This window comes from Sorangium sp. So ce385, from assembly GCF_051474135.1.
In the GTDB taxonomy this organism is placed as follows: domain Bacteria; phylum Myxococcota_A; class Polyangia; order Polyangiales; family Polyangiaceae; genus Sorangium; species Sorangium cellulosum_D.
Map to the genome: position 1 here is coordinate 6,355,055 of NZ_CP150337.1, position 22,427 is coordinate 6,377,481.

Annotated in this window: 20 protein-coding genes and 1 pseudogene; 12 read left to right on the forward strand and 9 right to left on the reverse strand. The window is 73.9% G+C overall.

Going from position 1 to position 22,427, the window contains the following annotated elements; translation table 11 throughout:
* Positions 1-138: 138 nt before the first annotated feature.
* From WME83_RS23180 to WME83_RS23190, 3 genes and pseudogenes are all read left to right on the forward strand, one after another.
* Positions 139-1,317, forward strand: coding sequence for a hypothetical protein (locus tag WME83_RS23180; protein ID WP_437321459.1), 1,179 nt, complete (start codon positions 139-141; stop codon positions 1,315-1,317).
* Between the two features lie 213 nt (positions 1,318-1,530).
* Positions 1,531-2,328: a CDP-alcohol phosphatidyltransferase family protein gene (locus WME83_RS23185; RefSeq protein WP_437321460.1), complete on the forward strand. Its 798-nt coding sequence runs from the start codon at positions 1,531-1,533 to the stop codon at positions 2,326-2,328.
* A 239-nt stretch (positions 2,329-2,567) separates the two neighbouring features.
* Positions 2,568-3,200 (forward strand): annotated as a pseudogene (locus tag WME83_RS23190) (phosphatase PAP2 family protein); the annotation flags it as partial.
* A 47-nt stretch (positions 3,201-3,247) separates the two neighbouring features.
* Here the strand turns inward: WME83_RS23190 and WME83_RS23195 are convergent.
* Complete coding sequence (locus WME83_RS23195; RefSeq protein WP_437321461.1) at positions 3,248-3,958, reverse strand: cob(I)yrinic acid a,c-diamide adenosyltransferase; 711 nt, start codon at positions 3,956-3,958, stop codon at positions 3,248-3,250.
* A 99-nt stretch (positions 3,959-4,057) separates the two neighbouring features.
* On the opposite strand from WME83_RS23195, the gene WME83_RS23200 reads away from it, so the two are divergent.
* Both WME83_RS23200 and moeB read left to right on the forward strand, forming a co-directional pair.
* Positions 4,058-5,608, forward strand: coding sequence for a hypothetical protein (locus WME83_RS23200; protein WP_437321462.1), 1,551 nt, complete (start codon positions 4,058-4,060; stop codon positions 5,606-5,608).
* Between the two features lie 94 nt (positions 5,609-5,702).
* Positions 5,703-6,866 carry a molybdopterin-synthase adenylyltransferase MoeB gene (gene moeB / locus WME83_RS23205; protein ID WP_437321463.1) on the forward strand — a complete coding sequence of 388 codons (1,164 nt, stop codon included), beginning with the start codon at positions 5,703-5,705 and terminating at the stop codon, positions 6,864-6,866.
* A 68-nt stretch (positions 6,867-6,934) separates the two neighbouring features.
* Here the strand turns inward: moeB and WME83_RS23210 are convergent, their stop codons facing one another.
* Entirely contained in the window at positions 6,935-7,267 is a 333-nt protein-coding gene (locus WME83_RS23210) for a hypothetical protein (protein WP_437321464.1), read from the reverse strand.
* Between the two features lie 190 nt (positions 7,268-7,457).
* Here WME83_RS23210 and WME83_RS23215 point away from each other — a divergent pair, with 190 nt between their 5' ends.
* The 5 genes from WME83_RS23215 to WME83_RS23235 all read left to right on the forward strand — a co-directional run bounded on the left by WME83_RS23215 (position 7,458) and on the right by WME83_RS23235 (position 12,068).
* Positions 7,458-7,910, forward strand: a complete 453-nt coding sequence (locus WME83_RS23215) for a hypothetical protein (RefSeq protein ID WP_061628896.1) — start codon at positions 7,458-7,460, stop codon at positions 7,908-7,910.
* Between the two features lie 211 nt (positions 7,911-8,121).
* Entirely contained in the window at positions 8,122-9,138 is a 1,017-nt protein-coding gene (locus WME83_RS23220) for a tetratricopeptide repeat protein (protein WP_437321465.1), read from the forward strand.
* A 56-nt stretch (positions 9,139-9,194) separates the two neighbouring features.
* Entirely contained in the window at positions 9,195-10,253 is a 1,059-nt protein-coding gene (locus WME83_RS23225; protein ID WP_437321466.1) for a hypothetical protein, read from the forward strand.
* Between the two features lie 55 nt (positions 10,254-10,308).
* A complete protein-coding gene (locus WME83_RS23230; RefSeq protein ID WP_437321467.1) occupies positions 10,309-10,524 on the forward strand; it encodes a hypothetical protein in 216 nt (71 codons plus the stop codon).
* 65 nt (positions 10,525-10,589) lie between these two features.
* Positions 10,590-12,068: a hypothetical protein gene (locus tag WME83_RS23235; protein ID WP_437321468.1), complete on the forward strand. Its 1,479-nt coding sequence runs from the start codon at positions 10,590-10,592 to the stop codon at positions 12,066-12,068.
* 6 nt (positions 12,069-12,074) lie between these two features.
* On the opposite strand, the gene WME83_RS23240 is transcribed toward WME83_RS23235, so the two are convergent.
* A complete protein-coding gene (locus tag WME83_RS23240; protein WP_437321469.1) occupies positions 12,075-13,913 on the reverse strand; it encodes an ArnT family glycosyltransferase in 1,839 nt (612 codons plus the stop codon).
* Positions 13,910-14,902 (reverse strand): hypothetical protein, encoded by a 993-nt coding sequence (locus WME83_RS23245; RefSeq protein WP_437321470.1) that lies wholly within the window; start codon positions 14,900-14,902, stop codon positions 13,910-13,912. The genes WME83_RS23240 and WME83_RS23245 overlap by 4 nt, the downstream gene beginning before the upstream one ends.
* A 188-nt stretch (positions 14,903-15,090) precedes the next feature.
* Here WME83_RS23245 and WME83_RS23250 point away from each other — a divergent pair, with 188 nt between their 5' ends.
* Both WME83_RS23250 and WME83_RS23255 read left to right on the forward strand, forming a co-directional pair.
* The gene (locus WME83_RS23250) at positions 15,091-15,564 is read left to right on the forward strand and encodes a RusA family crossover junction endodeoxyribonuclease (RefSeq protein WP_437321471.1); all 474 of its coding nucleotides are present in this window, start codon (positions 15,091-15,093) and stop codon (positions 15,562-15,564) included.
* Positions 15,561-16,196 carry a hypothetical protein gene (locus WME83_RS23255; RefSeq protein ID WP_437322029.1) on the forward strand — a complete coding sequence of 212 codons (636 nt, stop codon included), beginning with the start codon at positions 15,561-15,563 and terminating at the stop codon, positions 16,194-16,196. The genes WME83_RS23250 and WME83_RS23255 overlap by 4 nt, the downstream gene beginning before the upstream one ends.
* 134 nt (positions 16,197-16,330) lie before the next feature.
* On the opposite strand, the gene WME83_RS23260 is transcribed toward WME83_RS23255, so the two are convergent.
* The 5 genes from WME83_RS23260 to WME83_RS23280 all read right to left on the reverse strand — a co-directional run bounded on the left by WME83_RS23260 (position 16,331) and on the right by WME83_RS23280 (position 22,416).
* Positions 16,331-18,409: a hypothetical protein gene (locus WME83_RS23260; RefSeq protein WP_437321472.1), complete on the reverse strand. Its 2,079-nt coding sequence runs from the start codon at positions 18,407-18,409 to the stop codon at positions 16,331-16,333.
* 148 nt (positions 18,410-18,557) lie between these two features.
* Entirely contained in the window at positions 18,558-20,090 is a 1,533-nt protein-coding gene (locus WME83_RS23265) for a metallophosphoesterase (RefSeq protein WP_437321473.1), read from the reverse strand.
* 121 nt (positions 20,091-20,211) lie between these two features.
* A complete protein-coding gene (locus tag WME83_RS23270; protein ID WP_437321474.1) occupies positions 20,212-21,099 on the reverse strand; it encodes a hypothetical protein in 888 nt (295 codons plus the stop codon).
* A gap of 376 nt (positions 21,100-21,475) precedes the next feature.
* Positions 21,476-21,715: a hypothetical protein gene (locus WME83_RS23275; RefSeq protein WP_437321475.1), complete on the reverse strand. Its 240-nt coding sequence runs from the start codon at positions 21,713-21,715 to the stop codon at positions 21,476-21,478.
* A complete protein-coding gene (locus WME83_RS23280) occupies positions 21,712-22,416 on the reverse strand; it encodes an RNA polymerase sigma factor (RefSeq protein WP_437321476.1) in 705 nt (234 codons plus the stop codon). Before WME83_RS23280 ends, WME83_RS23275 begins: the two co-directional genes overlap by 4 nt.
* Between the last annotated feature and the right edge of the window lie 11 nt (positions 22,417-22,427).

The window sequence follows — 22,427 nt, forward strand, 5'->3', positions numbered from 1 at the left end:
CCCGCACGGCAACCCGCCTCCCGCCGCCCCCGAAGGCGGCGGGAGCCGCCGCGCGGACCCGCGATCCGGGGCCTTCGGTGCGGCCTCCGCCCGGCGCGCGCCGCGCCGAGGGCCTCTCATCACCACGACGGGGGAACAATGAAGCACTGGGTTCATGGCGCGATCAGCGCGGCGATCATCGCCGCGGCGTGGGGCTGCGGCTCCGGCGGACGAGGCGGCGGCGCCGACACGGGGGGCGGCGGAGGCACGGGCGGCGAAGGCACGGGGGGCAGCGGAGCCGCGACGGGCGGCGGGGGGACCGGGAGCCACGCCGCGGCCTGCACGATCACGTCGCGAGGCCTGGAGGTGAGCAGCGGCCGCGGGACCACGCCCGCGATCGCAGCGACCGGGGCGGGGTACGCCGTCGCCTGGCAGGAGCGCGGGGCCGACGAGGGCGACATCCACCTCGCGGTGATCGACGCGGACGGCAACAAGCTGCGGGAAGAGGCGATCGCGGCGGGCCCCGGCGTCTCGAGCCACCCGAGCGTCCAGCGCGACGGAGAGGGCCTGCTCGTCGTCTGGCAGGACCAGGACGGCACGGGCAGCGTCGTGCGCGGCCGCCGCGCGACGCTGGAGGGCGTCCCCGAGGGCGCCGCCTTCGACCTTGTCGAGAGCGGCGCGGCCGAGTCGTGGCCCATCGCCGCCGCGGGCCCGGGCGGGATCGTCGTCGCCTGGATGGACGCGGGCGGCTCGCTGATCAGCTCCCTGGATCGCGGCGCGCTGGGCAACGCGACGCCGCTGGACCAGGCGAAGTTCCCCGCGGTCGCGGCCGACGGCGAGCGGACGGCGCTCGCCTGGAGCCAGGGCGACGCGCTCTTCTTCGCCCGGCCGCGCCAGGGGAGCGTGCCGCTCGACCGGATCGCGCACCAGGGCGTCGACGCGAAGCTGACGCGCGTCGCGCTCGGCGGGGACGACGCCTTCGTCGTCTGGGAGGACACCCGCGCCGGCGCCGAGCAGATCCGCGCGATCCGGATCTCCGCGCAGGACGAGGTGTCCCGCGAGGCCGTCGTCTCCCCGGGCGACGACAGCGCGAACTGGCCGTCGCTCGCGTGGACCGGGCGCCACCTGGCCGTCGCGTACTACCAGTTCCGCGACGGCCCCGCGGCCGTCTTCGTGGCGCTGCTGAACCGCGATCTCTCGCCCGCGGGCGCCGAGCTCAAGGCGAGCGGCGACACGCCCGCCCGGTACCCGGCGCTGGCCTGGACCGGCCAGGAGCTCGGCATCGCCTACGCCGAGCCGGACCAGGGCATCCGCCTCTCGCGCGCCAGCTGCAAGTAGCCGGCGGCGCACCCGCCCGCCCCCTCCCTGCCGCGGCGGCGCGCCGCCGCGCCGCCGCGCCGCCGCTGGATGACGGCCGCCCCCGGCGGCGGCGCGACCGGGCCGCCCGCGCCGGCGCAGGACGGCCGCCCGCGCCGGCCCGGATCGAACCCTGCAACCGTCCCCGGGGTGGCCGTTCTCCCCTGCGCCCTTGCGATCCTAATCTGCACAGCCGTGCTCGGCGCCTACGCCGTGCGCGTCGCGCGCCACGGCCGGCCCGCGATGCCGCGGCTCGGCGCCTCGCCGGGGAGCGCGCTGCTCCCCGGCCCGGTCGTCGAGGCCTTCTACTGGTCGTTCCACGCCCCCGCGCGCGCGCTCGTGCGCCTCCGCGTCTCGCCGGACACCCTCACCTACCTCTCGCTCGCCCTGTCGCTCGCCTGCGCGCCGCTGCTCGCGGTCGGCCGCTTCCGCGCCGGCGCCACGCTGCTCATCGCCGGCGCCGTCCTCGACGCGCTCGACGGCATGGTGGCGCGCGAGGGCGGCAAGGCGTCGCGCGCCGGCGCCGTGCTCGACTCGTGCCTCGACCGCGTGTCCGACGCCGCGCCCCTCATCGGCCTCGCCGTCTTCTACCGCCATCACGCCCTCGCGCTCGCGATCCCGCTCGTCGCCATGGTCGCCTCGTCGCTCGTGAGCTACGCGCGCGCCAAGGCCGACGTCTACCGGATCGCGCTGCCCAGCGGGCTCATGCGCCGGCACGAGCGGCTCGCCTACCTCGTCGCCGCGCTCGTCTTCGGCCCGGCCGTGCCGGCCTCGCCGCTCACCGGCGCGCTCCCCTTCCCGATCACGCTCGCCTGCATCGCCCTCGTCGCGGGCGTCGGGCTCGCCGCCGGCCTGCGGCTCGTGCAGCGGACGCGCGCCGCCCTCGCGGCCGCCGACGCGGCGCCGCCGCCCGGGCCGCGGGCGACGGCGCGCCCCGAGGGAGAGCGCCGGCGCCTGCTCGACGACGGCAAGGCCACGAGCGCGCCGCTCTGATCATGCTCCGGCGCGCGCGCGCCCGCTGGGGCGCCTTCCCCTGGCTGCCGGCGCTCTTCTGGCTGCCGGCGCTGCCGTGGCTCGCCTACGTCGCCCTCCTCGCGCGGCGCGGCGCCGCGCGCTGGGACCACCTCGCCGTGGCCGCCCTCGCCGCGACGAGCGTCTGCGCGGGCGATCGCTCGCGCCGGTTCTTCCTGAGCGCCCTGCCCTTCTTCCTGCTGTTCCTCGCGTACGACGGCATGAAGCAGCTCGACGGCGGGCTCGCCGCGCCGGACCACGTCCTCGGCTGCGAGCTGCGCGCGGCCGAGCTCGCGCTCTTCGGCGTGGAGATCGGCGGCCGCCGGCTCACGCCGGGCGAGCTGCTCGCCCGGCTGGAGCGGCCCGCGCTCGACCTGCTCTGCGCCCTCCCGTACGGCGGCTACGTGCTCGTCATGGTGGGGCACTGGCTCCACCTCTACCGGAGCGACGCGGTCGCGGCGCGGAGGTTCGCCTGGCTCGCGCTCGCCACGCACCTCCTCGGCCTCACCACGTACCGCCTCTTGCCGGCCGCGCCGCCCTGGTACGTCGAGGCCCACGGGTGCGCGATCGATCCGGCCGCCCAGAGCTCCCCCGCCGCGCTCGTGCGCGTCGACGCGATGCTCGGGATCACCTACTTCCGCGACCTGTACAGCCGCGGCGCGACCGTCTACGGCGCGCTGCCGTCGCTCCACGTCACGTACCCGCTCTACGGGCTGCTCGCGACCTTCCGCCGGGCGAGCGCGCCGTCGCTCGCCCTCCAGCTCGCCTACGCCGCGCTCATGCTGTTCGCGGCGCTCTACCTCGACCACCACTGGCTCATCGACGCGCTGCTCGGCTACGCCTACGTCGCGCTCGCGTGGGCGCTCGTCCTCCGGGCCTTCCCCGACCGGGGCGGCTCGGATCAGGCGGGCTGCGCCTTGCCGCCGCTCGCCGAGACGTCGGGCTCCCAGAGGATCTCGGGCGTGCCGAGGAGCGCGGACGCCCAGCGGCTCCAGACGAAGAGCGCGTCGCTCAGGCGGTTCAGGTAGCCGACCGCCAGCGGATCGGCGTGGCCCGCCTGCGCGAGGCGCACGCAGCAGCGCTCGGCCCGGCGGCACACCGTCCGCGCCACGTGGAGGTCGGTGTTGAGCCGCGAGCCGCCCGGGAGGACGAACGACCGCAGCGGCGCCAGATCGGCCTGGCAGCGGTCCATCTCGGCCTCGAGGAGCTCGATCTCCGCCTGCGTCACGCGGGGCTGCTTCGGGTGCACGTCCTCGGGGAGCGTCGCGAGGATCGAGCCGAGGTTGAAGAGCTCGTGCTGCACGCGGAGCAGCGCGCGCCCGAGGTCGTGGAGCCGCACGACGCTCGCGGCGGGCGCGCCCGGGAGCAGCTCCATCAGCGTCTGCCGCGCGGCCCCGACCAGCGCGTTGAGCTCGTCGACCGTGCCGTAGGTCTCGATCCGCGCGTCGTCCTTCGGGACGAGCTGCCCGCCGACGAGCCGGGTCTGCCCGCCGTCGCCCTGCCGGGTGTAGACGCGGTTGATCGTGATCTTCGGCGCGCTGAACACGCGCCCGCTGTTGTCCTCTGCCCCCGCCCGGGGAGCGCCCGTCCCGCGCGTATCGTCGTCGCTCACGGGGCTTTCACGTAAAGCGTGAGCCCGCGAGGGTCAAGGAACCGCGCAGCAGGGGCGCCATTGACGATCCTCGGCGTGGAGTGGAACAGTCCTGTCCCTATGCGCTCCCCCGGGCCGCCGCTCCACCGTTCGCTCCCCGCCGTCCTCCTGCTCGCCGCGCTCCCCGTCGCGGCCGGCTGCGCCGCCGAGGCCGCCCCGCGGCCCGCGCCGCAGCCCGCCGTCACGGCCGAGACGGCGCGCATCGCCGAGAGCCAGCGGCTCTACGACGAGGCGAGCCGCGCGCTGTCCGACAAGCGGTACGAGGACGCGCGCGCCCTGCTCGACAAGGCGAGCGGCCTCGGCGTCGACTCGCACCGCTACCAGATCGGCGAGCTGCGCGACAAGCTCGACCGGCGCGAGGCGAAGGTCCGCGCCAGCGAGGCCGCCGAGCTGCTCGATCGGCAGGACTGCGAGGGCGCCTTCGCCGCGCTGTCGTCGCGGATGGACGCCCTGAAGAGCGAGGCGTTCGCGCAGGAGGCCCGGAGGCTCGTGGCCTCGCAAGCCGCGGCGTGCGCGAGCGGGAAGATCGACGCGGCGACCACCGCCGGGAAGTTCGCGGAGGCGCGCGCGTTCATCGCGGCGGCGCCGACGCGGGCGGTCCTCGGCGACGAGGCCGCGGATCGGCTCGCGGCGGAGCTCGACGCCACGATCATCGAGGCGCTCTACGGGCAGCTCGAGGCCGACATCACGGCCGGACGCTGGGCGAGCGTCGTCGAGAAGATCGACGCCGCCGTCAAGCGGGGCGACGCCTCCGAGGAGCAGGGGCGCACGGTGCTCGCGCGCGCCCGCGGCGCCGCGACGCCGCGGCTGACGGAGCTCGCCGGCAAGGCGGTCGGCGCGCAGGACGCGGCCGCCACGCTGGCGCAGCTCGACGCGACCATCGCGCTCCTGCGCTGGGAGGCGCCCGCGCCGGAGACGGCCGACCTGCCCGGGAGCAACGCGCTGCCCGAGGCGCTCGCGCGGAAGCGCTCGGCCCTCGCGGCGTGGGTCGAGGCGATGCAGGTCCGGATGAAGCCGATGAAGAAGCCGGAGAAGCGCTGGACGCACGGCACCATCCCGGTCGCGCCCGCCGCGGACAGCGACGGCGAGCCGAAGCGCAGCCTCCCGCCCTCGACCCCCGTCTGGATCCTCGGCCAGACCAAGGACCGCGCCCTGGTGACCGCGGTCGAGCCCGCCACGGCCGTGCTCACGGCGGCGCTCGATCTCGCGATCGGGTGGGCGCCGCTGCCGCGCCTCGCCCGGGAGCCGACCGCCGACTGGCTCCCGCCGAACGATCAGCTGAAGGGCGAGCGCGTGTGGGGCCCGCTCCGGGAGAAGCAGCCGACGCTCGAGCTCGGCGTGGTGAGCGACGTCCAGGGCGCCGACATCCTCGTCCGGCGGCTCGCGGACGACGTGGAGGTCAAGGTCCAGCGCAAGCAGCTCCGCAGCGGGCGCCTCGCCCCGGGCACGAAGGTGCTCGCCCTCTGCAAGTCGGAGAACGAGCCGGCGACGATCGTCGACGTGCCGCCCGCGGGCCGGGTCGCGCGCATCGAGTGCGAGGGAGGCGCGCAGAAGGAGGAGCCGCTCGCCTCGCTCCGAGCGAAGCCCGACCTCCTGCCCCGCACGCGCTGAGGTGCTCCTCGGCCAGCAGAAAACCCGCACCCGTCCGTCCGTCGTTGACTCGTAGCGCCGCGCACCTAAGTCTCCCTATCCCTGAGGAGCCACGATGCCTACGACCTATAGCGACCTCATCTCCGACGTCCGCAAGTCCATCCGCGAGCTCTCGCTGAGCGAGCTCAAGCGCCGCCTCGACGACAAGGTCCCGCTGGTGCTCCTGGATGTGCGCGAGAAGGAGGAGTACCGCGCCGGCTTCATCCCGGGCGCGATCTCGATCCCGCGCGCCTTCCTGGAGATGCAAGTGGAGCAGAAGCTGCCGGACAAGTCGGCGCACATCGTGGCCTATTGCGCCGGCGGCACGCGCTCGGCGCTCGCCGCGAAGACGCTCCAGGAGCTCGGCTACACGAACGTGGAGAGCGCCAACCCGGGCTTCGTCCGCTGGAAGGACCTGAACTACCCGGTCGAGCTGCCGCCCAACCTCACCGAGGCGCAGCGGGATCGGTACTCGCGCCACCTGCTCCTGCCCGAGGTCGGCGAGGCGGGGCAGGCCAAGCTGCTCGCCTCGAAGGTCCTCCTCCTCGGCGCCGGCGGCCTCGGCAGCCCGGCGGCCCTGTACCTGGCCGCGGCCGGCGTGGGGACGCTCGGCCTCGTCGACGCCGACGTCGTCGACAACTCGAACCTCCAGCGGCAGATCCTCCACGCGACCTCGCGGGTGGGCATGCCCAAGGTCGACAGCGCCGAGACGGCGATCCGCGACCTGAACCCCGACGTGAAGGTCGTGAAGTTCCAGGAGCGCGTCGACAGCTCCAACGTCGACCGCATCTTCGACCAGTTCGACATCATCGTCGACGGGTGCGACAACTTCCCGACCCGCTACCTCGTGAACGACGCCTCGGTCTTCAAGAAGAAGCCGGTCGTCCACGGGTCGATCTTCCGCTTCGAGGGCCAGGTGACGACGTTCATGCCGGGCGTCGGCCCCTGCTACCGGTGCCTCTACCCCGAGCCGCCGCCCCCGCACCTCGCGCCGAGCTGCCAGGAGGCGGGCGTGCTCGGGATCCTCCCCGGCATCATCGGCATCATCCAGGCGACCGAGGCGGTGAAGCTGATCCTCGGCCAGGGGACGCCGCTCATCGGCCGGCTCCTCACCTACGACTCGCTGCGGATGAAGTTCGGCGAGCTCAAGCTGCGCCGCGACAAGAATTGCCCGGCGTGCGGCGAGTCGCCGACCATCACCAGCTACATCGACTACGAAGGCTTCTGCCTGATCGGCTGATCGCCCCGCGGCGGCGCGGCGCCTGCGCCGCCCACCGAGCCGCGCCGCCCGGCGCGGCCTCCGCGGCGTCACGACGGGTACTGCAGCACGGTGCTCTTCTCGGGCCGCTCGATCCGCTCCACGCGGCTCGTCACGACCTGCCGCTCCTGCCCGTCGGGGTCCATCTGCGTGAAGTAGATCGGCGAGCCGACGCGCGCGTTGTGCGGCTCCGGGATCACGACGCCGTTCGGGTTGATCCGGACCGCGCCCTGGAGCTTCAGGTGCAGCGCCAGGTGCGACGTCCTGAACTTCCGCGCCGCCCGGTCGCGCACGGCGACGCAGACTTCGTCGCGGACGTGGTACTCCGTGTTGCGGGTGATGAAGACGCGGTGCCTGCGGCGCTCGTTGCCCGTGTAGCTCATGGTCGCTCGTCGCTCCTTCGCGCCCTTCGGCGCGGCGCGCATCGTGGCAAGGCGCGCCGCGCGTGGCCAAGTTCGTCGCCGACGCGCGGCCCCCTGCGTCCCGCACAAAAGCGGGCGCCTCCGCAACTTTGTGCGGATCTACGCGCGCTTTTGGGAAGCTGCGCGCGGCGATGCCACGATCGCGATCGGAATGTCTCGCAGCGAGCGTCTCCCCGGTCCCGGTCTGGCGAAGGTCAAGCGACCTCCGCTCCTCCAGCGGCGTCACGTCGAGCTCGTGGCCTGCTCGGCGGGGCGCCTCCACGCCCTCTTCGACGGCGCCGACGTGGTGAGCGAGGGCAGCACGCGCAGCGAGGGGGGCGCGCTCGTGTACTACGGGTCGACCAGCCTGCTCGTCGCGCTGCCGCCGGACGCGCCGCTCGCGGCGCCGCTCGACCGGGCGCTCGCGCTCGACCCCCACCTGCGGCTGCGCGCGCTCCGCGTCGCGCAGCGCGAGGCGGCCGCGCGGGCGGGCGGCCCGCTCGGGCCGATGCACGCCGAGATCCGATGCGGGCTCGCGCCGCGCGCGGCGGCGGTCTCGTTCGCGCTGACCGTGGACGTCACGGCGCGCGTGCTGCTCACCACGGACAGGACGGCGCGCGCGTGATCGCCCCTCTGATCGTCACCGAAAGCAAAAATGCACCCCGAGCGCCGCGCGCCGGCGCGGCGCCGCGGCGATCGCTCGCGCCCTCCGCCGCGTGCCCTCTTGACGCGCGTGCCCACGTGAAGAACGGGAGCGCTCCGGCCCGAGGCGGGGTACGCTCCACACGGCGCGCCCTGCTTCTGTCGATCCTCGGCGCGGAGCCCGCGACGCTGCGATGAGCAAGAAGGACCGTTCCGCCTCCGGCGATTCCGACAAGGTGATCCACGTCGTGTTCGGCCCTGGTGGGGGCCGGGTGTCCGAGCCCCCGCCCCCCCCGCGGATCGGCGAGCCCGAGGCGCCGCAGCCCGCGCCGGGCGCGCGCGAGCCGGTCACCGACATGTTCACCGGCACCGAGGTCGCGCGGCTGCTCGGCATCTCGCCCGGGCGACTGCGCTCGCTCGATCGCGCCGGCATCGCGCCGCCGAGCGGCCGCCGGCGCGGGCGCCGCGCGTACACCTTCTCGGATCTGATCGCCCTGCGCGCCGCGCGCGATCTCATCGCGCGCAAGGTGCGCCTGCGCGACGTCGCGCGGGCGATCGACAACATCCGCTCCGCGCTGCCCAAGGTGACGCGCCCCCTCGCCGAGCTCCGCGTCGCCTTCGACGGCAAGGCGGTCGTGGTCCGGAGCGCGTCGGGCGCGTTCGAGCCGCTCACCGGGCAGATGGTGCTCGACTTCGAGGTGAAGGAGCTGCGCGACGACGTCGTGCGCGTGCTCCGCCCGCGGGTCGGCAGGGATCGCGCGCGCACGGCCTACGAGCTCTACATGCAGGCCAGCCAGCTCGACGAGGATCCGGCGACGATGGACGAGGCGGAGGCGCTCTACCGCCGCGCGCTCGAGATCGACCCCTGGCTGGCGATCGCGTACACGAACCTCGGCAACATCTGCTTCCGGCGCAACGCCGAGGAGCAGGCCGAGGCGCTCTACATGAAGGCGCTCGAGCTCGACGCGGCGCAGCCCGAGGCGCAGTACAACCTCGGCTACGTGATGCTGGAGCGCGGCCGGGCGGCCGAGGCGATCCGGTACTTCCGCGGCGCGATCGAGAGCGATCCGCGCTTCGCGGACGCCTATTACAACCTCGCGATGGCGTACGAGCAGATCGGCGATCCGACGAAGGCGCGCCCGTGCTGGCGCAGGTACCTGGAGATCGAGCCGACCGGCACGTGGGCCGAGATCGCGCGCCGGCACCTCTGAGCGGCGCGCCGCGGGGTGGATCGATCGGGCCTCTTTTCCGGCATACTGCGGGCCGCATGGACCAGCAGGGCGCACCGCTCGGCGCGGCAAACCATCCCCCTGGCGGCTATCCGGCGGGTGGAGCCCCTCCGGGCGGCCACGGCCCTCCGCCGGGCGGCTACGGCCCGCCGGGCGGCTACGGCCCGCCGGGCGGCCATGGTCCTCCCGGCGGCCACGGTCCTCCGGGCGGCTACGGCCCTCCCGGCGGCTACGGCCCGCCCGGCGGCTACGGCCCGCGCCCGCAGGGGTTCGGCCCCGCTCCGGGCGGCTTCGGCGGCGCGCCGGTCGGGCCTCCGCCGCGGCGGTCGAACCTCGCGCTGATCCTCGGCATCGGCTGCGGGGCCGTCTTCCTGCTCTGCATCCTCGCGGGCGCGGTGGTCATCTACTTCTCCACGGGCGTCACCGCCCGCGAGATCGCCCGCCTCCCCGAGCCGCTGCCCACGGCGCCCGTCGCCGATCCCCCCGCCGACGCGCCCGGCGCGGCCGCGGAGCGAGGCGTGCTCCGCGCCGAGATCCGCGACCTCCGGAGCTTCCCGGCGCGCGCCGGGAAGCTCCTGCACTTCGTCGGCGAGATCCACAACACCGGCACGGTGCCCATCGGCTCCCCGAGCGCGAAGATCACGCTCTACGGCGCCGGCGACGTCGCCCTCCTGAGCGGCGACTGCGCGACCCAGGTGCGCCTCTTGCCGCCGGGCGAGAAGGTCCCTTGCGCGTTCGCCACCCAGCGTCCCCCCGGGCTCGCCACGTTCAAGGCCGAGGTCGCCCCCGCGCCCGCCACGTTCCGGGGGAAGCTGGCCAAGCTCAGCATCGCGGACACGAAATTCACGCCGACGCGCGGGCAGAGCCCGTACCAGGTGGCCGGCAGGATCACGAACGAGTCCGCCTTCGCGGCCCGGTCCGTGCTCGCGATCGTCTCGCTCTACGGCGCCGACGGCAAGATCGTCAGCGTCGGTCAGATCCCCGTGGCGGGCGGCGATCTCGCCCCGTCGGCGAGCGGCGAGTTCACGGCGAGCATCGTCGATGTCGCCGACGCGCCCGCGACGTGGCAGGTGTTGGCGGTCGGATACAGCGAGTGAGCGCGGGCGGATGCAGCGGCGCGCTCGCGCTCCAACTTACGGAGAGGTGAACGAGATGAGCGACGTGGGATCGGCCCGGCGGGCCAAGGACGAGCTCAAGGCCAAGATCGCCGGCGAGCCGTGGTGTGTCGGCGTCGGGGTCGAGCGAGAGGACGGGGTCGGCTTCATCGTCCGCGTGAGCGTCCGGTCCGGAGGGGCCGAGGCAGCGCGCGCGGCCATCCCGGAGCGGATCGGCGGCGTGCTGATCAAGGTGATCGAGAACGACCCCTGAGCACGGCCGATCCGCGCGCTCCGAAGTATCGCCAGGCCGCGCAAACCGTGTAAGCTGCGCGCCTCGTGAACGAGCGCAACCTCTCCCGCCGACTTTCCACGAGCATCGTCGATGCGCTGAAGGCTCACGGGCACATCCTCGTGGCCAGGGGCGGCGCGACCGCGCTGGCGCGCGAGCTCGAGGACAAGATGTCCGCGGACATCGCGGCCATCGCGCCCCGGCTCGAGCCGTGGGCCCTCGTCGACGGGGAGGTCACGACCACGTTCGGCACCGACGAGATCGACGACCAGGTCGAGGAGCTCGTCGCGAGCCTGACGAGCACGCTCATGGATTCCGAGCACGTCGAGGACATCTTCACCGAGGACAACGTGATCAAGCGCGACGTCTTCCGTGTGATGCGCGACGCGCTGCTCGGCCCGCGGCCCGAGCTCGGCCTCGAGGACGACGGCCCGGTGCAGGTGCGGCTGGACACGCTCGGGTACGTCGCCTCGACGGTCGGCAAGCGCGCGCCGGCGGAGGTCCTGCGCGAGTCGCTGGCGCGCGCGGCCCAGAGCGCCGGCGGCAAGCTGACGTCCTACGATCCCGAGCTCCGCGAGGCGACGTTCTCGCTGGGGAGCAGCGACCCGGACGCCCGGCTCGAGATCGAGGAGGCCGTGGCCGACGAGCTCTCCGATCTGGTCGAGGCGAAGGTGGTGACGCTCCCGATGCTGGAGCGCCGCTTCGAGCTGCAGCGCAAGATCGAGCCCGGCGCGCGCGCCGGCCTGCGCCAGCGGATCGACGCCATCGCCTCGAGGATGCTGCGCGAGGGCGGCTGCGCCGCGTCGTGGGAGATCGCGGGCGACCGCGTCCTCCGGCTCAAGCTCACCCCGCTGTCCGAGCAGGACGCGCTCGAGGTCGACAGCCACATGACGGAGTTCACGCGCGACGTCGCCGCCCTGCTCGGCGAGCCGCTCGGCGCGCCCGGCGCGGCGAGCAGGCCGGCCGCCGCCCCGCAGCGCGGCGAAGCCCCGGCGTCGCGGCGCCGCGAGCCTGCGCCGCAGCCGGTGCGCGCGGACGACGACCTCGAGGAGGACGGCCTCGAGGAGGACGACGATCTCGAGGACGAGGACCTCGACGACGACGAGGACCTCGACGACGAGGAGCTCGACGACGAGGCGGACGGCGAGGACCTCGACGACGAGGAGCTCGACGACGAGGGCGAGGAGCTCGACGACGAGGGCGAGGAGCTCGACGACGAGACGCCGTCCAAGAAGCTCGCCGCGCGCGGGAAGCCGCGCAAGCCGGCCGAGCCGGCGTCCGAGCGGCCCGCGGCGACCAAGCCCAAGGCCGCGGCGGCGCGGGGCGCGAAGAAGGCGCCGGCGAAGAAGGCGGCGGCGGCAGCAACGAAGAAAGCGCCCGCGTCGGAGCGGGCGGCGACGGCGAAGACCGCGGCGACCGCCGCCAAGAAGGCGGCGAAGGCCCCCGCGGCCAAGAAGTCCTCGCCCGCCCCCGCGAAGAAGGCGGCGAAGGCGCCGGCGAAGAAGGCGGCGGCGAAGAAGCGCTGATCGCCCTCAGCGGGCCCGGTTCCGGTAGACGAGGATCACCGGCACGCCGTCGAGCCCGCCGATGTGATCCGGGCTCGTGGTCCCGAACGCGACCCACGCCTGGTACGCCTGCCCGAGCATGTGCTTCTCGTGGTGGTAGAGGGCGAAGTCCGCGCCCGCGACCGCCCCGACGCCGCGGATGTCCTTCCGCAGGCGCCCGTCGCGCAGCAGCATGTCCCACGCCTGGTCGGCGGTGTCGTGGATGTACACCGTCCCCCGGGGCGGGACGTGCTCGTTGAGGTAGTCCACGACCGCGCCCGTGGTGTAGCCCCAGAAGGTGCGGTTCAGCCCGAGGCTCGCGGCGCCGGGCGCGCCGCCGACCAGCGGCGTGTAGGCCGAGAGCGCCCACGGGTGCGCGTGCAGCGTCTCGGCGATGGGCGCCGCGACCACCGCCGCCCCGAGCAGCGCCGGGACCAGCGGCCCGCGCGCCGCGGCCGCGAGCGCCGCCCGCGGCGCGAAGGCGCCGGCGGTCGCGCCGGAGCCGCGCCGGGCGACGAGCAGCGCGCGGAGCCCGACGCGCGCGCGCCGCACCGCGGCGGAGAACGCGGCGCCGGCGAACAGGGCGACGAACGGATAGGCCGTCATCCAGTGCTTGGTGCCGCCGAAGATCGGCGTGCTCGGCGAGAGCCACGCGCCGTAGACGGCGGCGATGGCGAGGAACCAGAGCAGCGCCGTGCCGCCGGCGTCGGGCGGCGGCGGGCGGAGGCGCGCGGCGAGCGCGCGGGCGGCGGCGAGCCTCCCGCGCTCCGGCGCGAGCCGCGCCGCCGCCCGCGCGAGCGGGTAGACGAGGCGCTCGCGCGCGGCCGCGCAGAGCCCCGCGACGAAGAGGCAGAGCGTCACGGCGGGCACCGTCGCCGCCGTCATCACGGGCGCGTAGGCCCTCGGCATCGGCGGCGTCCAATAGTTCCGGCCCAGGAACTCCATGTTGTAGTACTCGTGGTTCAGGTGGAACGACGCGTACTCGCGCAGGCGCGCGAGCGTGTCGCGCCAGATCCACGGCCAGAGCGCGTAGAAGACGAGCGGGCCGATCGTCGCCATCGCGGCGAGCGCGGCGACCGAGCGCCGGGCCCTTCGCGGCGGCGCCGGCGCGGCCGCGGAGGCGTCCTCCGGCGCGGCCTCCGCCGCCTCGGGGCGCGCGACGATCCGCTCCCGGAGCTCCAGCGCGACGGCGTGCGCGACGCAGACGATCGGCAAAAACCACGAGTTGTGCTTGGTGTCGAGCGCGAGGCCGAAGGTGATGCCGGTGAGCACGGGCCAGAGCGCGCCGCCGTCGCGCAGCGAGCGCCAGTACGCGTAGGCGCACGCGGCCCAGACGGTCACGATCGGCGCGTCGAAGCACGCGAGGTGCGCGTGGTAGAAGTACCGCGGCAGCATCGCGAAGAGCACGGCCGCGGACGCGCCGGCGAGCCGGTCGCGCGCCTGCGTTCCCCAGAGGTACACGAGCGCGACCCCGGCGCCCGAGAGCACCATCGCCGGGAAGCGGTAGCTCGTGCCTTCCATGGCGAAGAGCCCGAGCCGCTTCTGGAGGAGCAGGTTCGACAGCGCGAACAGCGACTTGATCAGGCCGGGGTGCTCGTGGTTCACCGACCAGGCGGCGTCGACCACCTCCGGGCGGAGCGCGGCGCGCGGCGCCTCGAGGAGCGCCTGGAACCACGCGCCGTAGCGGTTCGCGGCGAAGAAGTAGAACCCCTCGTCGCGCGCGTAGCCGAGATCGCCCGCGGTCGCGAGCAGCAGGGCGACGTACGCCGCCGCGAGCGCGATCGCGATCAGCCCGTCGGCGGGCGCGAGGGGCGCCGTTCGCTTCATCGGGTGTCGGCCTCGAAGCAGTAGTGGCGGTGCGTGTAATCCGCGGACCTCACGGCGAACTCCACCTCGGCCTTCGCGGCGCCCGCGTGGGCGGCGAGCGGGAACTCGAACGCCGCCCACCCGTCGCCGTCGTGGTGCGTCGCCTCGCCCACGGTCTCGCCGTTCACGCGCACGGACAGCGTGACCGGCGCGCCCTGCCGCTCGCGCTCGATGATCCAGTACATGCCCGCGTGCCCCCGGATCACCGAGCCGAGCGGCACATCGCGGAAGCGCGTGACGATCTCGCCGTCCCTGGGCGGGTGCGACCAGATGCACCGGCGCGGGCGGAACTCCTCGTCGGCGATCACGGTCACCCCCACGTTGAAGAACGGCCCGCCCGGGCACTCGAAGCGCTCGGCGGGGAACGTCGGGTGGCCGCCGAGGCCGCCGGCGGCCACCCGCGCGCGCGGGTTCCAGCGGCACGCGGCCGGCGGATCGGTGACGCGCGCGTCCGCCGACGCGGGCGCGACGTGATCGACGAAGTCGTAGACGACGCGCGCGGGCGACGGGTTCGCGAGGCGCCGGAGCGTGAACCGGCCGTGCTCCTGCCGCGCCTCCTCGCGGAAGCCCGCGAGCTCCTCGGCGCGCTGCCCGAGGACGCTGATCTCCACGGCCGCCGCGTACCGGCTCTCGTCGGGCCGCGCGGCGTCGCGCAGGGGCATCAGCGCGTCGCCGAGCGCGCGGCGCGCCGCCGGATCGGCCCACGCGGGCGCGACGACCACGAGGTCGCCGGGCTGCCGCATCGCCTCGAGGGGCGCCTTCACCTCGCGCCACGCGTCGAAGCCCGGCGCGCGCCGGCTGGCGTGGACGTGCGCCGCGAGCTCGCCGAGGCCGAGCGCGGGGAGGCCGACGAGCGCGAGCAGGCCGAGGGCGCGGCGCGCGAGGTCACCGCTCTTCCGCGTCGACCTGCCGGCGGGCAGCGTCGTCTCGTGTGTTTGCGGCGAGGTCATGGGGCGCGCTCCGTGTGCACCGGGCGATCCCAGGGCGAGCGTCACGGCAGGCGCCGCCGCGTGAGCGCCCCAAGGGGGAGGGATCGCTGGCTCGCGCCTGTAGCACGAAAGCGTCGCGGCAGCGCGAGCTGCTCCGCAACTGGTGCTTGTGCTTGAAGCGACGGCTCCCCATCGCGACACTGCCCCCGATGGCGGACGCGACCCGCGAGCCGAATGAAGATACCAGCCAAGAGGAAGCCGACGTGGTCCGTCTGGAGCTCGTGGTGAAAGGGATCCCGGTCTCGTCGCAAGCCAAAGACCGCGACAAGATGGATCGGTGGAAGCGGCGCGTGGCGCAAGCCGCGCGGGACGCGATCAAGGAAGAGGACGAGCTCTACGGGGAGTGCCGAGGCATCCTCGTCTACTTCTACTTCGGGTCGACGGATCTGGACGTCGACAACATCATCAAGCCCATCTCCGACGCGCTCAAAGGAATCGCCTACTACGATGACACGATCGTCAGCGAGTGGATCGTGCGCAAGACGGATCTCGCCAAGACAGAGATCGTCGATCCGCCTGCGGCGCTCCTGGGGCACCTGGCGGAGTGGGTGGCAGCGGAGCAGCCCTTCATCTACGTTTGCGTGGTCGACGAGCATCCGAACCACGTGGAGTTGCCGAAATGAACGCACGTGAAGAGCACGACCGAGCCGTGCAGAAGCTCGCGGACGAGTACGCGAGCAAGGGGTTCCAGGTTCGGAAGGAGGCGGTGCTGCCGTTCGCGCTCGAAGGCGGGCGCCCCTTCCGAGCCGACATCCTGGCAGAGCGCGACGGCGAGCATCACGTCGTCGAAGTGACCATTCGAGGCATCCGCGGCGCGCCCCAGGCTCCCCGCTGGGACGAGATCGCCAGGCTGGTTCGCACCCGACCCGGGTGGCACTTCAAGATCGTGCCCGTCGATCGTGATCCTCCTCCTCTCCCGGCCCCCGAGCGCATCGAGGCGGAGCTCACGAACGCCGAGGCGCTGCTCGATCAGGACAAGCTTGCAGCGGCGATGCTGCTGGCGGCGGCGGCGTTCGAGGCGTCCGCGCGCCGAAGGCTGCTCGCCGCAGGCGAGCTTCCGAAGAAGGAGTCGCTGACCGCGCTGGTCGAGCATCTCGTCTCCGGGGGGCACGTCGACCAGGAGGAGTTCGTTCCGCTCCGGGATGCGATCGAGCTTCGAAATGCCATCGTGCACGGCCATCTCGATGAGCTGCCGGAACGCGATGCGATCCAGCGCCTCATCACGGGCGCACGTCGGCTCCTCCACGCCTCGTGAGCGCCGAGGCCTGACACCTCGTCTCGGGGTACGAGCGCCCGGCTCGCCGCCGGTACGCGGCGGTGCGCGCCGGTGTTGCCGTCGGGCGGGCAGCGCGCATCCGACAATCCAGACAGGATTGCAGGCGGACTCGGCTACAGCTCGATCGCGTACACGAGGCTGCCGAGCGGCACGCGCTGCATGCGCTCCTCGATCACCCCGCGCAGCGCCTTCCACGCCCCTTCCTTCTCGACGTAGTCGTCGCGGAGGCGCTGCGCCGCCGCCTTGTCGCCGCGCGCCTTGACGCCGAGCACCGTCCTCGCGAGCGCCTCCGCCGCGGCGGGCAGCTTGTCGGCCTGGATCGCGAAGCACCCCATGTCCGCGCCGTTCGCCGCCGCCTCGCCGCGGTAGAAGCCGAGCGCGCCCGCGTCGAGCAGGCTTCCGAGCTGGATCGCGGCGAGCTGGCCGTACGGCCGCGGCTCGCCGTCCGCGGTGTACATCCCCTGCCCCACCTGCCGCAGCGCCCAGAATACCTCCAGCGTCTCGGCCATGCGGGCGAGCGCCGGATCGAGCACGCCCCGCTGCGCGAGCCAGCCGGTGAAGAAGAGCGCCCCGGTCTGGGCCTTGAGCTCCTCGAACATCGTGGCGAGCGGCCCGCCGAAGGTCTCGTTGTCGGTCTTGCCCTTCACCTTGTAGTTCTGCGTCGGCCCCAGGTTGTGGGCCGCCTCGTGCAGCACCGTGCCGAGCGTCGCGACGGGCCCCTCGAGCGAGACGCTCTCCATCGTGGCCTTGCAGAGGAGCGACGCGGCGGCCTGCCGCAGGGCGGCGCGGCTGTCGTCGTCGTCGAGGTTCACCATGGCCACGGTGCGGCCGCGGCCCTCGGTCGCGACCCGCCCCCAGTTCGGCAGGCTCTGCCCCGCGGTCCCGCCGGTCGCGGCGCGCGAGTCGCCGGCGTTCACCACGACGTCGATGAAGTCGGGCAGGTGGAACGCGACCTTGCGCTCCTTGTACGGCGCGCCCGCGAGCTTCGCGAAGGCCGCCTCCATGTCGGCCTTCGCCGGGTCGAGCTTCTTCTGCCAGGCGAGCGACTCCTGGTTGATGCGCGCGAAGCTCACGTGGAAGCCCGCCTTGCGGCTGCACGGCTCCCAGTACGTCTCGTCCGGCCCCACGCGCAGGTACCACGCCGAGTTCTCGGCGTTCATCTTCGACCACGGCTCGTCCGCGAGCTCCCACTGGTTGTCGAGGAACGCCTGCGACGCCGCGAGCAGGTACGCCTTGAAGGCGGCCTCGCCGGGGCTCTGGATCGCCTCGGCCGCGGCCTTGAGCTCCCGGCTCACCGCCTCCATCTCGGGCTTGTAGGCCTCGCTGTACGGCACGGCCTTGAGGGCGCCGCCGTCCTCGACGACCACGGTGAACGGCGAGAGGAGCGCCTGCTGGTCGCGCCGCGCCTCGAGCGCGGCGCAGAACTTCTTGTCCTGCTGGAGCCGCGCCGGGTAGGCGCCGGTCACGCGGGGCGGCTTGCCGGGCAGCGCGCTGCAGTTCGGATCGTCGCGGGTCTTCGGCTGCTCGCACCAGGGCCCCTGGTTGCGCCAGAAGAGCGCCCGGCTCGCCGGGTCGTCGGCCGGGATCTTGTCCGCCATGCCGGCGGAGCCGAGCTGCTTCGCGTGGATCTGGTCGATCAGCGCGGCCACCTTGAGCAGGTGGCCGACGATGGCCCGGTCCTCGGCGGACGCGCCGCGGAAGTCGGACCGGAGGAGCGACGGCCGGCCGGCCGCGAGCTCGGCGAGCACGGCGTCGCGGCGGCGCCGCTCGGCCTCGTCGAGGCCGGCGCGCGGGTGGCCCTCGGCCTTGATCTTGAGCATGGCGGCGTAGGCCGAGGTGAACTCCGGGGTGAACGCCCCGGCGGCGACCCAGGCGGGCGCCTTGGTGTGGTGCCAGAGGGCGGCGACCTCGTCGGGCTCGACGGCCCCCGAGCCGTTCCGATCGGCGATCCAGAAGAGCGGCAGATCGAGCTCCACGGCGATGCGGTTGACGTCGAGCCGGGGGATCTGGCCGAACGGCGGCGCCGAGGGCGCGGCCTGGGCGGCGGGGGGCGCTGGCGCGGCTGCTTTGGGCGGCTCGGCCGGCGGGGGGGCGTGCGGCTGCACGCAGGCGGCCCCCGCGGCGAGGGCGGCGAGCCCGGCGAGCGCGGTGAGCGGGGCGCGGGAGGCGGGGGTCGGGAGGGCGGTCTTCATGGCTGGAGCTACCGTAGTTGGGCGCGCTCGGGGCTCCGACCCCTTTTCTGCGGGCGAGGCCTCGTCGCCCTGAGCGTCTCGGCCGATGACGTCACGTCCTCGGCGTCATCGACGACGCACGGTGTCTCCGTCGCAGCTGAGAACCGCTCTAGCGGCTACCGCAACCTTGTGCGCGGCTGGGGCCTGGAGCCCAGCCCGCCCTGGGCAGCCGCTGTCCGAAGATGCCGGCCAGGAGCTCTCCCGCGCCGTAGTAGCAGAGATACGCGGCGAGCGCGTACTTGAGCAGCACCGCCGACGCGGGGAGCGAGAGCAGGGCGAGGCTGGCGAGCATCGAGCCTGTGCCCACGAGGAAGAGCCACCTCGACTCCACCATCCCCTTGAGCACGACCGACGCCGCGACGCGCAGCGCGCCGGAGACGAACGCCCAGATCCCGACGAGGACCACGAAGATCTCGACCACGTAGCCGCGCCGGAGCACGAGGAGGCCGAGCAGGAGGCTCGCCACGCCGCGCACGCGCGAGAGGAGGCGCCGGACGGGCGGCTCGCGCGACGCCCCGAGCAGCGACAGGGCGCCATCGGCGAGCGCGTAGACCGCGAACGCCGAGACGAGCAATCGCCACCCCGCGGACGAGCCCTGACCGACCGAGATGGTCAGGGCGCCGGCGCCCACCGCGAGCGCGAGGGCGCCTTGCGCGATGAGGACCCACCGGGAGCGCTCCGGCCGGGTCGGCTTCGGGAAGAGCGTCCGCGCGGCGGCGTGCGCCGCGGCGATCGGGTTCTTCTTCACCGGCGGCGCGCGGCCGGGCCCCGCCTCCGGGCGCACCACGGGCATCTCGCGCTCGATCTCGCGGCCATCCTTCCACTCGAGATAGCGCACGTGACCGTCCGGGGAGATGCGGAGAAAGGGGTTCTTGGGGCCGGTCCAGGAGCCGCTGTTGAAGTACCAGTCGCCGATACGACCTGGCTTGTGGGTGTGCCCGAGCACCGCCACGTCATGGTCGCCCCTCTCGAGCGCCGCGCGGACCCCGGCCACGTGCTCGCCGAGCCGATCCGGGTTCTGTGCCGGCGTGAGGGCCGAGGTGGGGCGCACGTCCCGCTCGGGGCCGCGCCCGTGCATCGTCGAAAGGGCGCGCCGCCAGATGGTCAGCATCGATTCGCCGAACTGCTCGAGGACGTCCTCCACGCTCTCGCCGCTCTCGAGGAGCGGAGAGCCGTTCTCGTCCTCCCAGACGCCGGCGAAGATGGCGAGCATGCGGCCGAAGCCGGGATCGTCGCCGGCGTTGAAGGGATCGGTCTCGTGCCCGTGCGAGAAGCGGAATCGCCTGCCCCCGAGCTCCCGGACGAACGGCGCGCGCATGCGGGCGAAGAAGGGGTGATGGAGGAAGTCCGTGTCGATGAAGTGCGCGAGATCGATGTCGTGGTTGCCGGGCACATAGGTGAGGCGCAGCGTGGCGAGCTGGTCGAGGAGCGGCCGCCGCTTCACGAGCAGCAGGCTGAGGTTCATCTGCCAGAGCTCGAAGAGGTCGCCGAGGACGAAGAGCTCGCCCCCCTCGCTGCCCACGTGGTCGAGAAATGCGCGCAGCTGTGGCGTCTTCTTGCCGCTATCGAAGTTGTCGCGCACGCCGCCGTCGCCGAGGTGCAGGTCGCTGATAACGAAGATGTCCCTGGCTGCGCCGTCCATCGCCTTGCTCCAGGGTCGAGCGATCCCGCCATGAGACCGGCCGCGCCCTCTGCGCTGCATGAAAACGCAAGCCGCGTGCCTCGACGGCGCGCAGGAAGGCGAGCTCGGGGTCGAGCGCGGTTTACGGCGACGGCGGGCTGGCGGGCTGCTCGACGGCCCCGCCGCTGCCTCCCCCGTCGGCGTCCTCGCTGCCGCCGTCTTCGGCCTCGATCTCTTCGCCCCCGTCCTCGGCGGCGGCGCTCGACAGGCGGGACAGGAGCTTGGGAGTCACGTCCTCGAACGCGTCGCCGTGGAAGTAATAGGCGATCTTCCGGAGGTCCGTGTACCGGCGGACCAGGAGGGTCCAGAGCCGGTCGCGCATCTTCTCGGCCTCGCCGCGCTGCTTGGCCGCGGGCCGGCGGGCGCCCTCGGGGGTGAGGGTGTCGAGCAGCCACTCGCTCGCTTCCCGCAGCTGATCGAGCTCTTCCTGGGTGAAGGGGTGCTTTCCGCGGAGCGCGCCCGCGTGCTCCTCGTACAGGTGAGCGAGCGCCATGCCGTCGCTGGCCAGGTCGTATTTGCCGCTTCCGGCGCGGATCTCGGCCACCACGTCCTTCGGCAGGAAGCCGCGCTTGGCCAGGGTCTCGGCGAGCGTGAGCATCGGCTCGCGCAGCTCGATGACGAGCTTCAGCTTGGCGTCGATCTCACGAGAGCTCGCGGCCTTCGCCGTGACGCGCGTGGCGGCGAAGACCAGGGCCCGGCCGAGGTCCGGCAGCGCGAGCACGTCATCGAGCGGCAGCTCGGGAAGGGCCTTGCGGATGCGCGACGGGTCGGCGCAGGCGGCCTGGACGCCGCGCTTCACGTTGGCGAAGGCGATCCGCACGTCCGCGCGACAGACCTCGACGTCGCGCTCCGGGAGATCGGCGGCCAGCGGGGCAAAGCGCTGGTAGCAGGCGCGGTAGGTTGCGTGTGCCGTGGGAGCCGCCGCGGGCGACTTCCCGGTGTGTTGTTGTTGGGTCTTGGCTTTGGCCATCGTGGGAACGTAGATCCGAGCGAGCGAGGCCGTGGGGGCAGAGCGGCGCCGGATGTGTGCTCGGAGGAGCGCAGGAGTTCGACGCGACGGGGGTGGGGCTGCGAGGGGAGGCGCACCCCGTGACCGCGGAGCCTGGGGCGGGTGTGGATGGGGTCACGTAGTGTCAGTTCGTAGGCAGATCTGTAAACGGCGGGACACACGTAGTGTCATTTCGCAGGCAGAGCCGTATGCGGAGGGGCACACGTAGTGTCACCCGGCAGGCCCCGCTGCACGGGATCGGGCACGCGTGGTGTCATCCGGCACGGCGCTGTGGCGGTGGAGCGATCCGCGGCTCGTCCGCCGGCGCGCTGCCCGGTGTGTGGGCGAGCGGGCAGCGCTACGGCGCAGGCCACCGGCGCAGCGCCAGCTGGCGCAGGCGAGCGCGGAGCTCCGGAGGGGCTGGGACGGCATGGGCGCCGAGGCCGGCGAAGGCGGCGCGCTGGACGCGGCAGGCGGGGCAGAGCGCGAGGTGCGCGGCGACGGCGGCCGGTGGGGAAGCGCCGAGGGCCTGGGTCGCCTGGGCGCCGAGTCGCGGATCGGTGCAGGCGGGCGGCGCCGGATAGGGCGACGGGCTCATGACGGCTCCTCCTCGGCGAGCGCCTCGCGAAGCTTGCGGAGGGCGCGGTGGCGGAGCTGGCGCACGTGGTTCGGGGTGATGCCGAGCGCGAGCGCGATCTCGGGGCCGTCGCGATCGTCGAGAGCCATGGAAACGACCTCCTGCTCGAGCGGATTGCAGGCGCGCTCCAGGAGCGAGGCGAGCTTCTCCGCGGTCTCGCGCTGGAGCAGCGCGGTGAGGCCGCCCTCGTCGAGCGCGAGCTCACGGTCGTCCGGCGAGCCGTCGGCGACCTCGCGCGAGCGCGCGGCCATGAGGTGCGCCGCCTTGTTGCGCAAGGTGCCGAAGAGGAAGCCGGGGACATTCACGGGCTCGTGGGCGAGCACGGCCTCTGCCTTCTGAAACAGGATGAGGAAGGCTTCCTGCACGGCGTCGGCGGCGTCCGCGGGTTGAAGTTGCAATCGTCGCCGCGCGTAGCCGTTGAGCCGGGCGGCGTGGCGATCGAAGAGCGCGTCGAAGGCCGCGGCGTCGCCCCGGACGAGGACGGCGAGCAGGGCCTCGTCGCTGTCGACGAGGCCCGGAGGACGGCCGCGCAGGTCGCCGGAGGGCGCCCAGCCGGTGGCGCGCAGACGCCCGAAGAGGAGCGCGCGGAGCCGCGCGAGATCGGTCGCGTCGGAAGGAGCCGAGAGCATGGCGGCGCGGGCGAGGAGGTCGGCGAGGGGCACGGGTGGAACGA

Coding starts and splice junctions, on each gene's coding strand:
- WME83_RS23180 (WP_437321459.1), top strand. CDS start 139: ATGAAGCACTGGGTTCATGGCGCGATCAGCGCGGCGATCATCGCCGCG.
- WME83_RS23200 (WP_437321462.1), top strand. CDS start 4,058: ATGCGCTCCCCCGGGCCGCCGCTCCACCGTTCGCTCCCCGCCGTCCTC.
- moeB (WP_437321463.1), top strand. CDS start 5,703: ATGCCTACGACCTATAGCGACCTCATCTCCGACGTCCGCAAGTCCATC.
- WME83_RS23210 (WP_437321464.1), bottom strand. CDS start 7,267: ATGAGCTACACGGGCAACGAGCGCCGCAGGCACCGCGTCTTCATCACC.
- WME83_RS23215 (WP_061628896.1), top strand. CDS start 7,458: ATGTCTCGCAGCGAGCGTCTCCCCGGTCCCGGTCTGGCGAAGGTCAAG.
- WME83_RS23220 (WP_437321465.1), top strand. CDS start 8,122: ATGAGCAAGAAGGACCGTTCCGCCTCCGGCGATTCCGACAAGGTGATC.
- WME83_RS23225 (WP_437321466.1), top strand. CDS start 9,195: ATGGACCAGCAGGGCGCACCGCTCGGCGCGGCAAACCATCCCCCTGGC.
- WME83_RS23230 (WP_437321467.1), top strand. CDS start 10,309: ATGAGCGACGTGGGATCGGCCCGGCGGGCCAAGGACGAGCTCAAGGCC.
- WME83_RS23240 (WP_437321469.1), bottom strand. CDS start 13,913: ATGAAGCGAACGGCGCCCCTCGCGCCCGCCGACGGGCTGATCGCGATC.
- WME83_RS23245 (WP_437321470.1), bottom strand. CDS start 14,902: ATGACCTCGCCGCAAACACACGAGACGACGCTGCCCGCCGGCAGGTCG.
- WME83_RS23250 (WP_437321471.1), top strand. CDS start 15,091: ATGGCGGACGCGACCCGCGAGCCGAATGAAGATACCAGCCAAGAGGAA.
- WME83_RS23255 (WP_437322029.1), top strand. CDS start 15,561: ATGAACGCACGTGAAGAGCACGACCGAGCCGTGCAGAAGCTCGCGGAC.
- WME83_RS23260 (WP_437321472.1), bottom strand. CDS start 18,409: ATGAAGACCGCCCTCCCGACCCCCGCCTCCCGCGCCCCGCTCACCGCG.
- WME83_RS23265 (WP_437321473.1), bottom strand. CDS start 20,090: ATGGACGGCGCAGCCAGGGACATCTTCGTTATCAGCGACCTGCACCTC.
- WME83_RS23270 (WP_437321474.1), bottom strand. CDS start 21,099: ATGGCCAAAGCCAAGACCCAACAACAACACACCGGGAAGTCGCCCGCG.
- WME83_RS23275 (WP_437321475.1), bottom strand. CDS start 21,715: ATGAGCCCGTCGCCCTATCCGGCGCCGCCCGCCTGCACCGATCCGCGA.